17 protein-coding genes are annotated in these 12,881 nt (G+C 39.6%); 6 read left to right on the forward strand and 11 right to left on the reverse strand.

The window, feature by feature from the left end; all coding sequences use genetic code 11:
* Positions 1-181 precede the first annotated feature (181 nt).
* The 4 genes from ACFIMM_RS00630 to ACFIMM_RS00645 all read left to right on the forward strand — a co-directional run bounded on the left by ACFIMM_RS00630 (position 182) and on the right by ACFIMM_RS00645 (position 5,137).
* Positions 182-967: a DNA adenine methylase gene (locus tag ACFIMM_RS00630; protein ID WP_375692567.1), complete on the forward strand. Its 786-nt coding sequence runs from the start codon at positions 182-184 to the stop codon at positions 965-967.
* Positions 968-1,387: 420 nt separating this feature from the next.
* Positions 1,388-2,545, forward strand: a complete 1,158-nt coding sequence (locus ACFIMM_RS00635) for a tyrosine-type recombinase/integrase (RefSeq protein ID WP_375682442.1) — start codon at positions 1,388-1,390, stop codon at positions 2,543-2,545.
* Positions 2,546-2,819: 274 nt separating this feature from the next.
* Positions 2,820-4,202 (forward strand): ParB/Srx family N-terminal domain-containing protein, encoded by a 1,383-nt coding sequence (locus tag ACFIMM_RS00640; protein WP_375627821.1) that lies wholly within the window; start codon positions 2,820-2,822, stop codon positions 4,200-4,202.
* Positions 4,203-4,270: 68 nt separating this feature from the next.
* Positions 4,271-5,137 carry a DNA adenine methylase gene (locus tag ACFIMM_RS00645; RefSeq protein WP_375620555.1) on the forward strand — a complete coding sequence of 289 codons (867 nt, stop codon included), beginning with the start codon at positions 4,271-4,273 and terminating at the stop codon, positions 5,135-5,137.
* A gap of 208 nt (positions 5,138-5,345) precedes the next feature.
* Here the strand turns inward: ACFIMM_RS00645 and ACFIMM_RS00650 are convergent, their stop codons facing one another.
* From ACFIMM_RS00650 to ACFIMM_RS00660, 3 genes are all read right to left on the reverse strand, one after another.
* Entirely contained in the window at positions 5,346-5,486 is a 141-nt protein-coding gene (locus ACFIMM_RS00650; RefSeq protein WP_375682441.1) for a hypothetical protein, read from the reverse strand.
* A 202-nt stretch (positions 5,487-5,688) separates the two neighbouring features.
* Positions 5,689-5,916 carry a hypothetical protein gene (locus ACFIMM_RS00655; protein WP_375650784.1) on the reverse strand — a complete coding sequence of 76 codons (228 nt, stop codon included), beginning with the start codon at positions 5,914-5,916 and terminating at the stop codon, positions 5,689-5,691.
* The gene (locus tag ACFIMM_RS00660; RefSeq protein WP_375682440.1) at positions 5,913-6,575 is read right to left on the reverse strand and encodes a lysozyme; all 663 of its coding nucleotides are present in this window, start codon (positions 6,573-6,575) and stop codon (positions 5,913-5,915) included. The genes ACFIMM_RS00655 and ACFIMM_RS00660 overlap by 4 nt, the downstream gene beginning before the upstream one ends.
* 182 nt (positions 6,576-6,757) lie before the next feature.
* Here ACFIMM_RS00660 and ACFIMM_RS00665 point away from each other — a divergent pair, with 182 nt between their 5' ends.
* Both ACFIMM_RS00665 and ACFIMM_RS00670 read left to right on the forward strand, forming a co-directional pair.
* Positions 6,758-7,081, forward strand: coding sequence for a type II toxin-antitoxin system RelE/ParE family toxin (locus tag ACFIMM_RS00665; protein ID WP_015857128.1), 324 nt, complete (start codon positions 6,758-6,760; stop codon positions 7,079-7,081).
* Between the two features lie 12 nt (positions 7,082-7,093).
* Positions 7,094-7,405, forward strand: coding sequence for a DNA-binding protein (locus tag ACFIMM_RS00670; RefSeq protein ID WP_208439803.1), 312 nt, complete (start codon positions 7,094-7,096; stop codon positions 7,403-7,405).
* A gap of 92 nt (positions 7,406-7,497) precedes the next feature.
* On the opposite strand, the gene ACFIMM_RS00675 is transcribed toward ACFIMM_RS00670, so the two are convergent.
* The 8 genes from ACFIMM_RS00675 to ACFIMM_RS00710 form a co-directional block, all read right to left on the reverse strand.
* On the reverse strand, positions 7,498-8,805 hold the full coding sequence (locus tag ACFIMM_RS00675) for a contractile injection system protein, VgrG/Pvc8 family (RefSeq protein WP_375682439.1): 1,308 nt from the start codon (positions 8,803-8,805) through the stop codon (positions 7,498-7,500).
* Positions 8,802-9,026, reverse strand: a complete 225-nt coding sequence (locus tag ACFIMM_RS00680; protein WP_375646057.1) for a tail protein X — start codon at positions 9,024-9,026, stop codon at positions 8,802-8,804. The genes ACFIMM_RS00675 and ACFIMM_RS00680 overlap by 4 nt, the downstream gene beginning before the upstream one ends.
* Positions 9,023-9,403 carry a phage tail protein gene (locus tag ACFIMM_RS00685; protein ID WP_375646059.1) on the reverse strand — a complete coding sequence of 127 codons (381 nt, stop codon included), beginning with the start codon at positions 9,401-9,403 and terminating at the stop codon, positions 9,023-9,025. The genes ACFIMM_RS00680 and ACFIMM_RS00685 overlap by 4 nt, the downstream gene beginning before the upstream one ends.
* Before the next feature lie 5 nt (positions 9,404-9,408).
* Entirely contained in the window at positions 9,409-11,475 is a 2,067-nt protein-coding gene (locus ACFIMM_RS00690) for a phage tail tape measure protein (protein WP_375682438.1), read from the reverse strand.
* Positions 11,472-11,543 carry a hypothetical protein gene (locus ACFIMM_RS00695; protein ID WP_375612372.1) on the reverse strand — a complete coding sequence of 24 codons (72 nt, stop codon included), beginning with the start codon at positions 11,541-11,543 and terminating at the stop codon, positions 11,472-11,474. Before ACFIMM_RS00695 ends, ACFIMM_RS00690 begins: the two co-directional genes overlap by 4 nt.
* Positions 11,544-11,581: 38 nt before the next feature.
* Positions 11,582-11,869 (reverse strand): phage tail assembly protein, encoded by a 288-nt coding sequence (locus tag ACFIMM_RS00700; protein WP_375612344.1) that lies wholly within the window; start codon positions 11,867-11,869, stop codon positions 11,582-11,584.
* 2 nt (positions 11,870-11,871) lie between these two features.
* Positions 11,872-12,378 (reverse strand): phage major tail tube protein, encoded by a 507-nt coding sequence (locus ACFIMM_RS00705; RefSeq protein WP_375682437.1) that lies wholly within the window; start codon positions 12,376-12,378, stop codon positions 11,872-11,874.
* Positions 12,378-12,881: phage tail sheath family protein (locus tag ACFIMM_RS00710; protein WP_375692568.1), on the reverse strand; the 504-nt coding region annotated here is incomplete at its 5' end. The genes ACFIMM_RS00710 and ACFIMM_RS00705, both read right to left, overlap by 1 nt.

Raw genomic sequence — 12,881 nt, forward strand, 5'->3', positions numbered from 1 at the left:
CGAGATGATAGAGACCTATCAAGGCTTAAAGATGATGTCACGCATCATGAAATTGATTGCCTTCATTCTCTTTATGTTTGTTATTGATTTTGCCCGTTTTGTGGACGCCATAGAGAATAGCTTCTCACATCTTAAAAGATGGTTAACAAAAAGTTAGATATCAAATCTCTCCTTTAAAAATATGATGAAACAAGAATTTACACAAACATTGTTTGCGTGGATGGGTGGTAAACACTATCTGCGTAAGAAAATTATACCGATTTTAAATACTATTGCCCATGAAACCTATGTTGAACCGTTTTTAGGCTCTGGTGTTATTTTCCTAAATAAAAAACCAGCAAAATATTCCGTTATTAATGATTTGAATGGAGAGATCACGAATCTGTTTCAATGCGTTCACAATGACTTTGATGATTTAGCCAAACGACTAGAATGGTTTGTTTGTTCAAGACAGTTGTTTTTTGAACTTGCGGCGATTGATCCAGAAAGCCTTTCCAAAGTTGAAAGAGCCGCTCGCTTTTTGTTTCTCCAACGTTGTGTGATGTATGGGAAAAAAGAGTATGTCTCTTTTGGCTTTGGAAGGAAAAAGCCTATAGCATTTAATCCCGATAAGCTGCTATCAAGGATGCGACGTGTTAGACAGAAGCTTCTTGATACGACAATCTTAAATTTGTCGTGGGAACGGGTTATCGAGCTATTTGATGCACCCGACAGTTTATTTTACCTAGACCCGCCTTATCTTGTAAAGAAGAAGTGTTACAGCTCTGGGAATTTTGTTGAAGATGATTTTGTGAGTATGGCAAAAGTTCTCAAAAGCATACAAGGCAAATTTGTCTTGAGTCTGAATGATTGTGATGCGGTTCGAGAGATTTTTAAGGATTTTGACTTTTTAGAATTAGAGACCCTTTGGACATCTGGTTTTGCTAAAAAACCACCCCGAAAAGAACTCTTGATTCGCAATAATTAAGAGGCATGTTAAAAATCCTATTCCCTAACTTTTATTTACGCGTCCCTCACTATAAAAAATATATGGAAAATCAATAAATTATTTTGGATAAAAAAGAGCATGGTGCCCCCCAGAGAGCGAATCAGGCTTAGCAACAAGATTCAAAGTATATAAAGATGTGTAAGGGCGTATTGATGTCTATAGCTTTTTATGATTCAATAAAAAAANGAGAAGCATGCCGGCAAGCAGGGGCTTAGCAACAAGATTCAAAGTATATAAAGATGTGTAAGGGCGTATTGATGTCTATAGCTTTTTATGATTCAATAAAAAAAGGAAGTATTAAAGAAAAAATCTCAAATCAGAAATTAAAGGTGGTCTAAAAGGTGAACCCAAAAAGGTGGACGAGCAATGCTTGAAAAGGTGGACGAGAGGGGACGTTAAGTGAGGGCGATTCATCGGTTATCAGCATCATTCGTAAAGACGTCTCCGCAGGGTAAATATTGTGACGGGGCAGGGCTATGGTTGAATGTTCGAAAAGACAATACACGCTCTTGGTTTTTTCGCTATACGCACCACAATAAGCGCCGTGAAATGGGACTTGGTCCTGTTACGAAACTCTCTTTAAAAGAAGCGCGTGAGCTTACAAGATATTATAGTGATATTCTTAAAGAAGGCAATGATCCTATTGTCTTTCGAGAACAGACTATTTTAAAACAGCAAAGCAATATTTTTCAAGAAATTGCAAAAGCGGCTTTTGAAAGCAAAAAAGCAGAGTTGAAAAATGAAGGTAAAAACGGTCGCTGGTTTTCTCCACTAGAGTTGCACGTGATTCCACACATAGGTAATTTACCTATAGAAAAATTAACAGCCAATATCATTCGCAATGTTCTCGCGCCCCTTTGGCATGAAAAAGCAGACACAGCGCGAAAAGCACTTAACCGTATCAATATTTGCTTGAAATATGCTGCGGCTCTTGGTTTAGATGTTGATTTACAGGCTTGTATGAAGGCACGCGCTCTTTTAGGAAAACCACGTGCTACATCAACAAATATTCCTGCTATGCCATGGCAAGAGGTTCCGGCATTTTATCAAAGCTTGGATGATAAGATCCTTTCAAATTTAGCACTGAAGCTCTTGATTTTGACTGGAGTACGGTCGTATCCATTGCGCTATTTGCGCCTTGAACAAATTGATAAAGATATATGGACGATACCCAAAGAAAACATGAAAGGTATTGTAGGGAAAGTTTCAGACTTTCGCGTGCCACTAAGTGATGAAGCTTTGAGAGTTATTGAAAAATCTCTCCCCTTTGAAAAAAATGGTTTTCTCTTTTCTGGTCTTAGAGGCAACTCCATTTCTGATGCCACCATGGCAAAGTATATGACAGTTTGTGGCTTAACCTATCGTCCCCATGGTTTTCGGTCAAGCTTACGGGATTGGATAGCAGAGACAACGTCAACACCATTTGAGATTGCCGAAACTGTTCTTGCACATACAGTTGGGAGTTCAGTGACGAAAGCCTACATGCGAACGGATTTTTTAGAACAGCGACATGTTCTCTTGGAACAATGGGCGTCTTTTATATCAGGAAAGGCTTGACAAAATTAAAAATAGAGAGTCTTTTCTCAGAAATTTTTCTCAAATGATGTAAGTGCCTGAACTGGATTCTTTTGCAGCATTTACGTTTACTTCACTTTGAAATAAAAGGAAAAAGTTGGACGATGTTTAAAACATTACTCGCCTTTTAGCTAGAGAAGATTAAAGAGAGATTCCAAAGTGTGATTCATATATAAAGTAGACTTTAATATAGAATATTTGTCAGTTTACCATGTTAATATTATGATTCGATATTTTGTATTGTTGGTTAAGAGTAATGATAAACACTAAAGAATTTTCTTTAAAAACACTTAAACTTGATCTAGAAAATCCTAGAATTCCCAGATTCACAAGTGAAAAGGATGCTATAAATTTTCTTTGTATTACAGAAAAAATTTTGGAATTGGCCGAAGATATTGCTGAAAACGGGTTGTCTCCATTTGAAAAGCTTATGGTAATACAAGATGGAGAGAAGTACGTTGTTAAAGAAGGTAATCGGCGGCTTGCTGCGCTCAAACTTCTTGATAATCCAAGTCTAGCTCCAGAGCATCTAAGTAAAAAGATCGCTAAATATAGTGCTGACCGTAAAATTCACATAACTTCTGTAGAATGTGCTATTGCTTCTGACATAAAAGAAGCAAATCACTGGATGGAGATAAAGCATTTAGGTCAAAATAATGGAAAAGGTGTGAAGCCATGGAATGCTATACAAAAGTCACGTTATTCGCCAGACAATCCGAATAGATTTGCATACCTATTATTGAATCATCTGTTGGAGGATCCTTCATTAGATTATGAGATAACGACTGTCACACGTTTGATTTCTAAAACAACTTTTTTTGAGTATACTGGAATTTATTATAATCAGTTGGAGGACAAGCTCATCTTTTCATGTTCATATGAAGAAAATTCTGCACTTGATAATTTTTTGAAACAATTTGTACAAGATATACTTGAAAAAAAGATAAATTCTCGTTCTTGCAATAATAGAAAAGATATAGAAAAATATTTTGAAATCTTATCTCGCAAATTTGGTCTAACTAAATCATTTGATTCTTCTAATCTAACTAATTTATTTAGTTCTTCTAAAAAGCTTGCTAGAAAAGGCAAGGATAAAAAAGAAACAGAGTATTCTAAAAGAAAAGATAATCTACCTACAAGCGATGCGAATAAAGATGGAAATTATCCAAAACAAAAATTATTTCGCCGCATTTATGATGAAGAAATTGCAGATCAGTTGCAGAAATTAGGTATTATAAAACCCATCAGTATATATTCTTCAGTAAAAAAATTAGGTACTGACGCTGATACACCTCTTGTGTATATAGCGTTTAGTTGTTTATTCGAAGGGCTGACAGGATTTTTAGGCCGAGAAAACAAATCTTTTGATAATTTTTTAAAGGATAAGTTTTCAAAGTATTGTCGATTATTAAAAACCGAACTTGACGATACACAGTATATAAATGAAAATGAGAAAGCTATTTTAGACACTCTAGCGAAGGTTAGAATGCAAGCCAATACAGCTAAACATGCCTTCCGTTCAGCACCCTTGAGTTATCTAGAGGTTCTCAGTGATATACAAGTATTAAAGCCAGTGTTAATGCAATTAATCAATGAAGTGTATGACAAAAAATTGCAGAATGCTCGTCAAATGCTTTAGCCATTGCTGGCCAATATGAACAAAATATGATAACATGGCTTTGTTTTAATACTGTAAGGTTTACAGAGATGGCTTATAATTATTCTCCATTAAGGTATCCTGGTGGCAAGGCTGCACTCTATGGAAGAATCAAAGAAATTTTTGAGAAAAATGGATTAAATGGATGTTCTTATCGTGAGCCTTTTGCTGGTGGGGGCGGATTGGCTCTAAATTTTCTTTTAAATAACGATGTTAAAGATATCTACATTAATGATATTGATCCGTTTATTTGGAGTTTTTGGTATTGTGTTTTGCACAAGACAGAAGAATTAATAGAAAAAATCAATACAACGACCATTAACTTAGAAGAGTGGTATAAACAAAAAGAAATTTCTCCCGAAAACGCAGACGTGCTTAGCGTTGGGTTTGCTGCATTTTTTTTGAATCGCACAAACAGATCTGGAATCATTAAAAATGCTGGTCCTATTGGAGGAAAACAACAAGTTGGGAGTTACAAAATAAACTGTAGATTCAACAAAAGGGACTTAATTAGCCGGATTAGAAATATAAGTGTACAAAAAGATAGGATATATTTAACTCGTTTAAATGCACAGGAATTTTTGCTGCGTTATGGAACTGATGAAAACACCTTTTTTTATATGGACCCTCCTTATTTTAAAAAAGGAAAAGAGCTGTATACTTCATTTTATAAAGCTAAAGATCATTGCGATTTAGAAAGTATCATTTCTAAACATGTGAATGCGCTTTGGTTAATTACTTATGACAACGTAGAAGAAATTAAATTCTTGTACAATCAATATCCTAAAATAGAATTTAATATACGGTATTCTCTACAAAATAAGAGACAAGCTCAAGAACTGATGATTTTCTCACCAAAGATCAAAATTCCACAATCATTAGAACAGAATATAACATCACTTTGTAACGTGGCTTAGCTGCTTTCATAAACAAAATTTGTTCTCTCTACAAGCTTTGAAAGTTTGATTGCTGTCAGTCAATTTCATATTTTAAGGAAAGGTTTGGTGTGTTTAACTCTTTGAGAACCACTATTTTAAATGGGCGAAGACATTCTCTATCGCCTCCATGAGACGAGCAAAATTAAGAAATCATTTTCTAAAGAATTTCGCGCGTCTCAGAGTATGTTTAGAGTTGGATATTTGGTTTTTGTGTAAAAATACTTACAAACGCATCCATAATACGTGAAAAATCAAGCGCTAATAAGAGTATAATGAGTACAATCCATTTCGTATAACGAGACATCACTTTTACGCTTTTGTAGGTCATGATGATTTCTTGAAGGATTTCTTTTTCTCCTTCTGTAAGCTCTGTATCGTCTTGTGTTTTTTTCTAGCCATGTTTCCACCCACACACGCGTTCACCTAGATTATTGTGCTTTAAGATCTCTCTTGCTAAGTTTGAACTGATGGCGTTCAGATCTTGCTTATCTAAATAAATTGGCAACCAGCCAACACAAGAAGAAGCATATTTATTTGTCCCGCAACCAACGAGAAAGATCAGAACGCACATCAGCATCACTTTTTTGATTAACTTCACTTTCCACCTCCAGACGTGTTTTGGCTGCTTTTAAAGCTTTTTCTGTTTGCTTTTGTTGCTCTGCTTTTTTCCCAAGAGTAAAAGCTCTTGCTAATGCAATAAAAAAAGCGACTAAAGCCGCGCCTGTTATCATCAGATTTCTTTTCATCCATAAGATCATAGACGATGCTCCTGAAAGCGTTTAGCAACAAAGAAAATACCAGCACATGCGGCTAAAATCATAATGGTGGCCAAAGCCCATTGGATTGGTCCATTTCCTGCTAATAAGCCTCCAAGCCCAGAAAAAGAACCAATAATCGGTGCAAGGGCTTCGGCTTTGAAAAGCCCTGTTGGTGCTTGCGTTTCTACTGTTTGATAATTGGAGGAAACATAAGCCCCTTTTGCCCATAAGCCTGTTTCTGCCGCACGCCGGTGTGCGAGACCTTCAAGACGCTTCCCGCCTGCTTTGGTCCATTTCTGTAGCTCGGCAGGGACAGCTTCATATTCACCTTGATTGAGCTTTTTTAACAGTGTCGAGTTACAAAAGGCTCCTGTTCCTACATTATAGCAAAACAACACTAACGCCGCGAATTGTTCATCTGTTAATGAAACTGTAACAGCGCGTTCAACGACATTTTCAAATTGTCTTAAATCTTGGCAAAGAAGTTCTTCTGCTTGCTTTTCAGTGATTGTCATGCCTTCGTAAATAAAAGGCTTTCCAGCACTGTTTGTATGTCCATAACCTATTGTCCACACCCCAATGGCATCTTTATAGGCGTTCAAACGCAAACCTTCCCATTGTTTAATAAGTGCTAGTCCTTCTGATGATATTTTTCGCATATGATTCTCCATAAAACAAGCTCCGCAAAAAGCAGAGCTGGATTAAAAAATTGACATCTTTCTCATTCGGAAAGATAGCTTGGTTAAGCTTCATGTCGCTTTTTCATTGGAATAAAAGAAGATTTTTTCTCAACTTTTAATTTCTTTCTTGACAAATATTCGTTTATAAACGAATATACATCATGTTTGAAATACGTCACTACCTTACTTCTGATGGCAAAGACTTGATAGCTGATTGGCTGCGAAAGCTCCGTGATATGCAGGCTAAAACTGCAATTATTCGCCGCCTTAATCGTTTAGAGCAGGGAAACTTTGGCGATTTCAAGCCGCTTCGTGAGGGTGTTCATGAATTGCGTATTAATGTTGGTCCTGGCTACCGAGTTTATTATGTCCAATCTGGAAAGACCGTATTGTTGCTATTATGCGGTGGCAGCAAAAAAACACAAGAGACTGATATCACTCGTGCATGTGCTTGCTGGCGTGATTGGCAAAACCGTGAAGATTAAAGGAGTGCAAAAATGAAAGACCGTAACCATGATGATGCAATGGCAGAAATATTCCGTGATGACCCTGAGTTGGCAGCAGCGACCCTTGATGCAATCCTAGCAGATGGTGATCAGGGTGAACTGCTTGTAACTCTACGCCAAATGGCCAAAGCTTATGGTGGTGTTCAAGCTGTAGCTAAAGCAGCCAACTTGAACCCAACACAACTTTACCGTACACTTTCAGAGAAAGGTAATCCAGAGTTCCGCAGCTTGAATGCTTTACTGCGTACCATGGGGTTTCGTTTGGCTGTACAGCCTCTTGAACGACCAGTTCCACACGTGTAACTTTAGTTCCACTCCCCACCTTTAAAGATGGGGAAGGGAGGTATTTAAGCAATCATTTTTAATGAGGGGCTCTACATCTAGTTTATAACCTATCATGTATCCTCTTCATCCATATGGATGACGCCTTCGCCTTCGTCACATGCGTTTGGTGGGGCGTTTGGATCAATGGTATCATCCTTGTCTGGTGTTGTGTTTGCAACGTTTTCAGCCGCATCTTCTTGCGCTTTATCAAAAAGTTCGCACTCTATTTTTGTGGTGTAACCACCCGTTTTATCAAGTTTGTGCTTAACGCTCTTGATGCGCCATTCTGCTGGAATATAGGGGCGGAAAGGGGGCTCTTGAACAAGCTTTGCTTCTGCTTGCACAAACGGATCACCACCAATATCACATGAGAAAGAAGATTTGCCACGAGATGATTTGTTGCGATAAGCAGCAATGGCCGCAACAGCTTCTGATTGATTGTGGTAGGTGTATTTGAGTTCATGAAAAGGCTCTTTACCAACCTTGACTTCCTTTTTTTCACCAGTGCGGATATCATGATAGCTTGCGATAACACCGCCTTTTTTCTCTTCTTCTTGCTCTTGATTTTCAGATGTTTTGGCTTCCGTCTCTTCTTTAGGCAAATTGGGGGCGTCACTTTCATCCATATGGATCACATCTTCGCCTTCCTCAATTTCCTCTGGTTCTCGTGCATCAGCCGCGGCTTTTTGGTCGTCCCCCACATCTGTTTCTAAGCCATTGGCTGCACCTGCTTCATCTCGTGCGCTGTATTTAAAATCCCAAGAGGTACAGAGTTTTTCATGGATAATAACAACGGGGAGTGTTTCACCAGTGATAGCTTTGCCTTCCCCCCGTCTAGCCAAAACAAGCTTGCCATCAACGGGTTTTGCTACCGCATCATAGTCTTCTGCAAGGCGTGTGGCAAAAGCCATATCGCTTTCAGCTGTTTGGTCAATGTGACGCACAACAATTTTAGCAAGAGCAGGGTCAACTTTTGGTGTATAGCCATTGCGCTCTGCTATCTCTTGAACAATACTGCCAAGGGTTTGCTGGTGATAGGATTGGCTTTTGGGGGTTCTGTAAGACGTGTTCATTGATGCGGCGCGCCCTGTCACGCTTAAGCTTTGTGGTGGGCTGCTTACAGAGATTTCATCAATCAGATAGGCTCCCATATCGCGATTTTTGCCCCCTTCATAGCCAAGTGTGACAGAAATGATTGTTCCGATGAGAGGAATATCAAGAAAGCCGTTATCACTGTCACGTGCGCGGTCATCAAGCTCTATGGTGATGCGGTCACTTTTGTCTTCTGCTTCATCGGTAATTTCAATCGACAAAACATAGTCCATCAGCATTCTTGTGATGTCCTCTCCATTTGCCATCACTGTGCAAAAAGGTTTCATGATTTGCTACCCCAAATTCTGATCACTGGTGTGGCTTTCGGATAGGGGAGGGGTGGCAAAACTATGGTGATGCCTGCTTTTAAGATGGGTCCATAGTCTGCAAGACCAAAGTTTGCTGCATAAACGCGTTCAACAGCAAGGGCTTGTTGACCCTTTGCATAGTATCTCCAGCAAATGGCATCAACCATATCGCCTTCTTTTGTTACGTAAAGATCACTCATAACTCTTCACCATATTCTCTCAACTTTATTGTAAATTCTTGTTTTTTGGGGGACCCGTTTTGGTGAAAAATGCTTTGCTTTTCCTCTACAGAAAGAATGACAAACTTTCCTAAGATTTTGCCTTGACCAGTCACAAGAATGTGAGGTCCTTCATGTGCCATTTGCCGTAAATATTCGAGCTGTCTGTGACCACCTTTGAAATCTGGATAAATCACACCAGTTAAAGAAAATTCCGCATTTGCAACGGCAGGCAATTGAAGAGCTGCTTTGCGCCCCAATCGTCCTTGCTCTACCCATGGAATGCCATAAGACATATCAAGTGTTTGATAAGCAGCTGTTTCAATCGAAAAAATAAAACCACCCAAAGCTAACATCATGGTATTTAATCCGAAAGGCTAGAGGCTATGGCTAAACGTTGCTGTTTTGCATAGCGTTCAAGTGCTTGATTGACAGCGTCTCTGATTTCGTCCTTGAGACCATTTGGTACTGAAATATTGAGATTTGTAATGGTTACACGGGCGTCTACTTCAATGGGCTTATGAACCGTAATTGGCTTTGGAGCTTTAAAAGCACCTACTTTATTTGTTGCCTGCATTTGTCCTGTTTCAACGACCTCTGTATTAAAGCCACTCTTGCGTTTTTCAGGGGGGGTATTTGTCACCACTGCTGTATCCAGCATTTTTTTTGCCCGTGTATTGGTTTCATCAGTAAAGGTTTTAATGGTCTGCGTTGAAGTTTTGTCTATTGAGACATTAAACTTTGATTTTTTTCCTCCAAAGCCAGGTATCCAACTGGTTAATTTATTCATCATATTGCCAAATCCGTTATATAGATCACCCCATTTGCTTTTGATGCCCTCCCAAAGCCCATTAATAAGATTGGAACCTGCTTCCATTAAATCGACCCCAAGCAACCATTTAATCAATGCATTTATGCCTTTTGCAATCCAAGAGAGGGGTGAAAACTTTTTAAAGAGACTAAAGAGGTTACTGAAAATGTTACTGCATAAATTAGCCAAAGAACTCAACAAATTTCGTAAGAAATTCATGACCGTATCCCAATTTTTATAAAGCAGATATCCAATTCCAATAAGGGCTGCAATACCAGCCATTATCCAGCCTATGGGGGTTGTCATGATAGCAACACCAAGCGATATAAAAGCAGAACCAACAGCGGTTATTGCTGGAATAACTGAAGCTATAAGAACTGCTCCAACCGCGGCTAAAGATGCTGCTACCCAACCATTGAGTTTGTCCCAATATTGATAGAGGACAAAGAGCGCTGCAATGCCACCCATTAACCAACCGATAGGCGTCGTCATTATAGTATAGCCAAGTGTGACAAACGCTGCTCCCGCTGCGGCTAATGCGGCAATGAGTGGACCAAAAATGAATGAACCAAGAGCTACAAGCCCCACCTTGAAAAGGGTTATTTCACCAATCAGAGGTTCTAGCCATTGGAACCAGCCTTTAATCCTCTCTGTGAGATCACTGATGCCTTTTCTTAAATCAGAGGTAGGATTAAGCAAATCATTAAGGACTTTTTTTAAGGTTTTTGCCCAGCTCGCAACAGTTGTTTGAATGAGGTCGCGGTTTTCATCAATCAACTTTGAAAAACCGTCAATCATATCATTAATCACGGGCATGAAACGCGCGCCAATAAAGCTCGCGATACCGCCTATTTTTTTCTTAAAAGCACCAAGCTTGTCACTTAAATCTGCTGCATAGCGTGCAACATCGGCACCTATCAGCCATTTTCCTTTTCGCGCCTTTGCAAACAGCTCTTTAATGGGTGCCATGCCTTGTGCAAGCATGGTCGCCATTTCTTTACCATCGCCCCCAAACAGCAGAGCGGCAATATGCTGTCTTTGTGCTTGGCTTTTCATCTTACTCATCTTGTCGGTAATTTCTTCTAACAAGACAGAAGTGGATTTGAGTTTTCCAGAAGTGTTTTTGACAGAAATGCCAAGTGCTTCAAAGCCCATCATGCCTCTTTTTTGTCCGGCATATGCTTGTGCTGAACGCCTATTTAAAACCGCTAAGGATTGTTGAAAAAGTTCGGCAGAAGTGCCTGAATTATCGGCTGCATCACCCCATAATTGAAGTGATGCAACACTCATATTTAAATGGTGTGATGCGTGATAAAGACTATCTCCCAGATGCATGGTTTTCATGGTGAGGGCGGCTACACTTGCCACAAGACCACCACCAGCAAGCCCTAAGACACCGGTAAAGACTGAAGCACGACTTGCCGCTGTGCTAAGAGCACTTTGAACGCCATGAAGGCTTTTTGTCATGTTTTTGACAGCAGCAGAAAAGCGCACAATACCCAAACTATGTGAGAGTGTTTTTGACAATGTATCGAATTTTTTTTGAAGATGTTTGAGAGGTGCGGTGAGTTTGTCTTCAAGAGACAATTTTACCTTTGCATCAGCAACTTTTTCACTCATTTTATCTTATACCTTTCTGCTGCTTGATTTCGCCAGAATATGAGTTCTTGCGGTTCCATTTCCATCATCTTTGAAAGGGACCAATGGAACACAATGGTAATATCGGCTATGAGTTTAGCGGCGGTTTCCCAGTCGAGGTATCCCGCCGCTTGATAAAAGACTCCAAAATCTCTCCAATGCTCGACAAGTCATTAATATCGAGTTCTCCAACCGCTTCATGTGCCCATCCAGAAAGACGTGCGATCATAGCGATTGTTTGCTCTATGCCTTCTTTTTTGTCGATTGCTTGCACATCTTTTGTTTTGGGGCGCTGTAAAGTAATTTCGGTGTGCTCTTTTCCTTCAAAAGTAACAGGTATCAATAATTTATGTGTAATGCTTGTTTGGACTGTCATTTTTATAATCCTATGTTGTCTCTATGGTCTGCGAGTTGATTGACGCCATTGAATTTTCTCACCAAGTTGAGGACATCTATCTCAACGATTTCAACGTCCTTCTGGACATATTTGAAATACTGCAATGTGAAGGTAGTTGTGGATGTTGCTTTGCTGCCCGGTTGCCATTCTGCCATTTCAAAGCCTTTGCATAGTCCTCTCATGGTAATGACAACACCTTCTGCTGGTGTGCCTTGCGCTTGCATTGAACTTCGTAATGAAATGTTGACATCGGTGCGCCCTAACAGTGCCATCAACTCTGGAGAGCAATCAGAAATGGTCATGCTAAGCGTGAGGGTTTCAAGACCAAGGTCAACTTCAATGGAGCTATCCATGCCACCGCCGCGATAACTTTCAACAACCAAACTCAAATTCGGTAGGGTGACACTTTCACATTTTGCCTGATAGGGAATGCCGTCGACAAAAATGTTAAAATATTTCAAAACTCTTGGTAAAACGGGGATAGCCATTAAAAAATCTCCTCTAAATAATCATTCACAATGCGTGAACGGAATGTGATGTGTTCTGCGGGTGTTGTTGGTGTGAATTCGACATTGAAATAGACTCTGCCGCCTTCAATGGCGCTTGCTGTGTTAAGCTCTAGATCAGGTGTACAGCGCCCACCAAGAATGGCGCCTTGTGCTTTCAAATCACGCAAATAGGCATTGACGCTTTCACTGACATCATTCATGTAGGTTTTTTTGATATTGCGGTCGACAGCCCATAGATGCCCGCGCAAAATGGCATCATTGATCATATCTGCGGTGCGTACTACCGATAAGAAAGCAAATTTTGTATCACTTGAAAGGGTGCGATTACCCCAGAGGCGATAGCCGTTTTCCCGAATAATGGTTGTGATGTTTTGTTCATTGAGAAGGTTGGCGCGGCTTGATCGATCACCAATGGAAAAATCAATGGGGCGTGCAATACCAACAATGCCATTTATCACTTTGTTTGAAGGAGAATGCCAAAA

Origin of the sequence: Bartonella sp. AP258QHHD, assembly GCF_042196145.1 — a bacterium.
In the GTDB taxonomy this organism is placed as follows: Bacteria; Pseudomonadota; Alphaproteobacteria; order Rhizobiales; family Rhizobiaceae; genus Bartonella.

Excerpts from the sequence above, each read along its gene's own strand:
- ACFIMM_RS00630 (WP_375692567.1), top strand. The coding sequence starts at position 182 with ATGATGAAACAAGAATTTACACAAACATTGTTTGCGTGGATGGGTGGT.
- ACFIMM_RS00640 (WP_375627821.1), top strand. The coding sequence starts at position 2,820 with ATGATAAACACTAAAGAATTTTCTTTAAAAACACTTAAACTTGATCTA.
- ACFIMM_RS00645 (WP_375620555.1), top strand. The coding sequence starts at position 4,271 with ATGGCTTATAATTATTCTCCATTAAGGTATCCTGGTGGCAAGGCTGCA.
- ACFIMM_RS00650 (WP_375682441.1), bottom strand. The coding sequence starts at position 5,486 with ATGACCTACAAAAGCGTAAAAGTGATGTCTCGTTATACGAAATGGATT.
- ACFIMM_RS00655 (WP_375650784.1), bottom strand. The coding sequence starts at position 5,916 with ATGATCTTATGGATGAAAAGAAATCTGATGATAACAGGCGCGGCTTTA.
- ACFIMM_RS00660 (WP_375682440.1), bottom strand. The coding sequence starts at position 6,575 with ATGCGAAAAATATCATCAGAAGGACTAGCACTTATTAAACAATGGGAA.
- ACFIMM_RS00665 (WP_015857128.1), top strand. The coding sequence starts at position 6,758 with ATGTTTGAAATACGTCACTACCTTACTTCTGATGGCAAAGACTTGATA.
- ACFIMM_RS00670 (WP_208439803.1), top strand. The coding sequence starts at position 7,094 with ATGAAAGACCGTAACCATGATGATGCAATGGCAGAAATATTCCGTGAT.
- ACFIMM_RS00675 (WP_375682439.1), bottom strand. The coding sequence starts at position 8,805 with ATGAAACCTTTTTGCACAGTGATGGCAAATGGAGAGGACATCACAAGA.
- ACFIMM_RS00680 (WP_375646057.1), bottom strand. The coding sequence starts at position 9,026 with ATGAGTGATCTTTACGTAACAAAAGAAGGCGATATGGTTGATGCCATT.
- ACFIMM_RS00685 (WP_375646059.1), bottom strand. The coding sequence starts at position 9,403 with ATGATGTTAGCTTTGGGTGGTTTTATTTTTTCGATTGAAACAGCTGCT.
- ACFIMM_RS00690 (WP_375682438.1), bottom strand. The coding sequence starts at position 11,475 with ATGAGTGAAAAAGTTGCTGATGCAAAGGTAAAATTGTCTCTTGAAGAC.
- ACFIMM_RS00700 (WP_375612344.1), bottom strand. The coding sequence starts at position 11,869 with ATGACAGTCCAAACAAGCATTACACATAAATTATTGATACCTGTTACT.
- ACFIMM_RS00705 (WP_375682437.1), bottom strand. The coding sequence starts at position 12,378 with ATGGCTATCCCCGTTTTACCAAGAGTTTTGAAATATTTTAACATTTTT.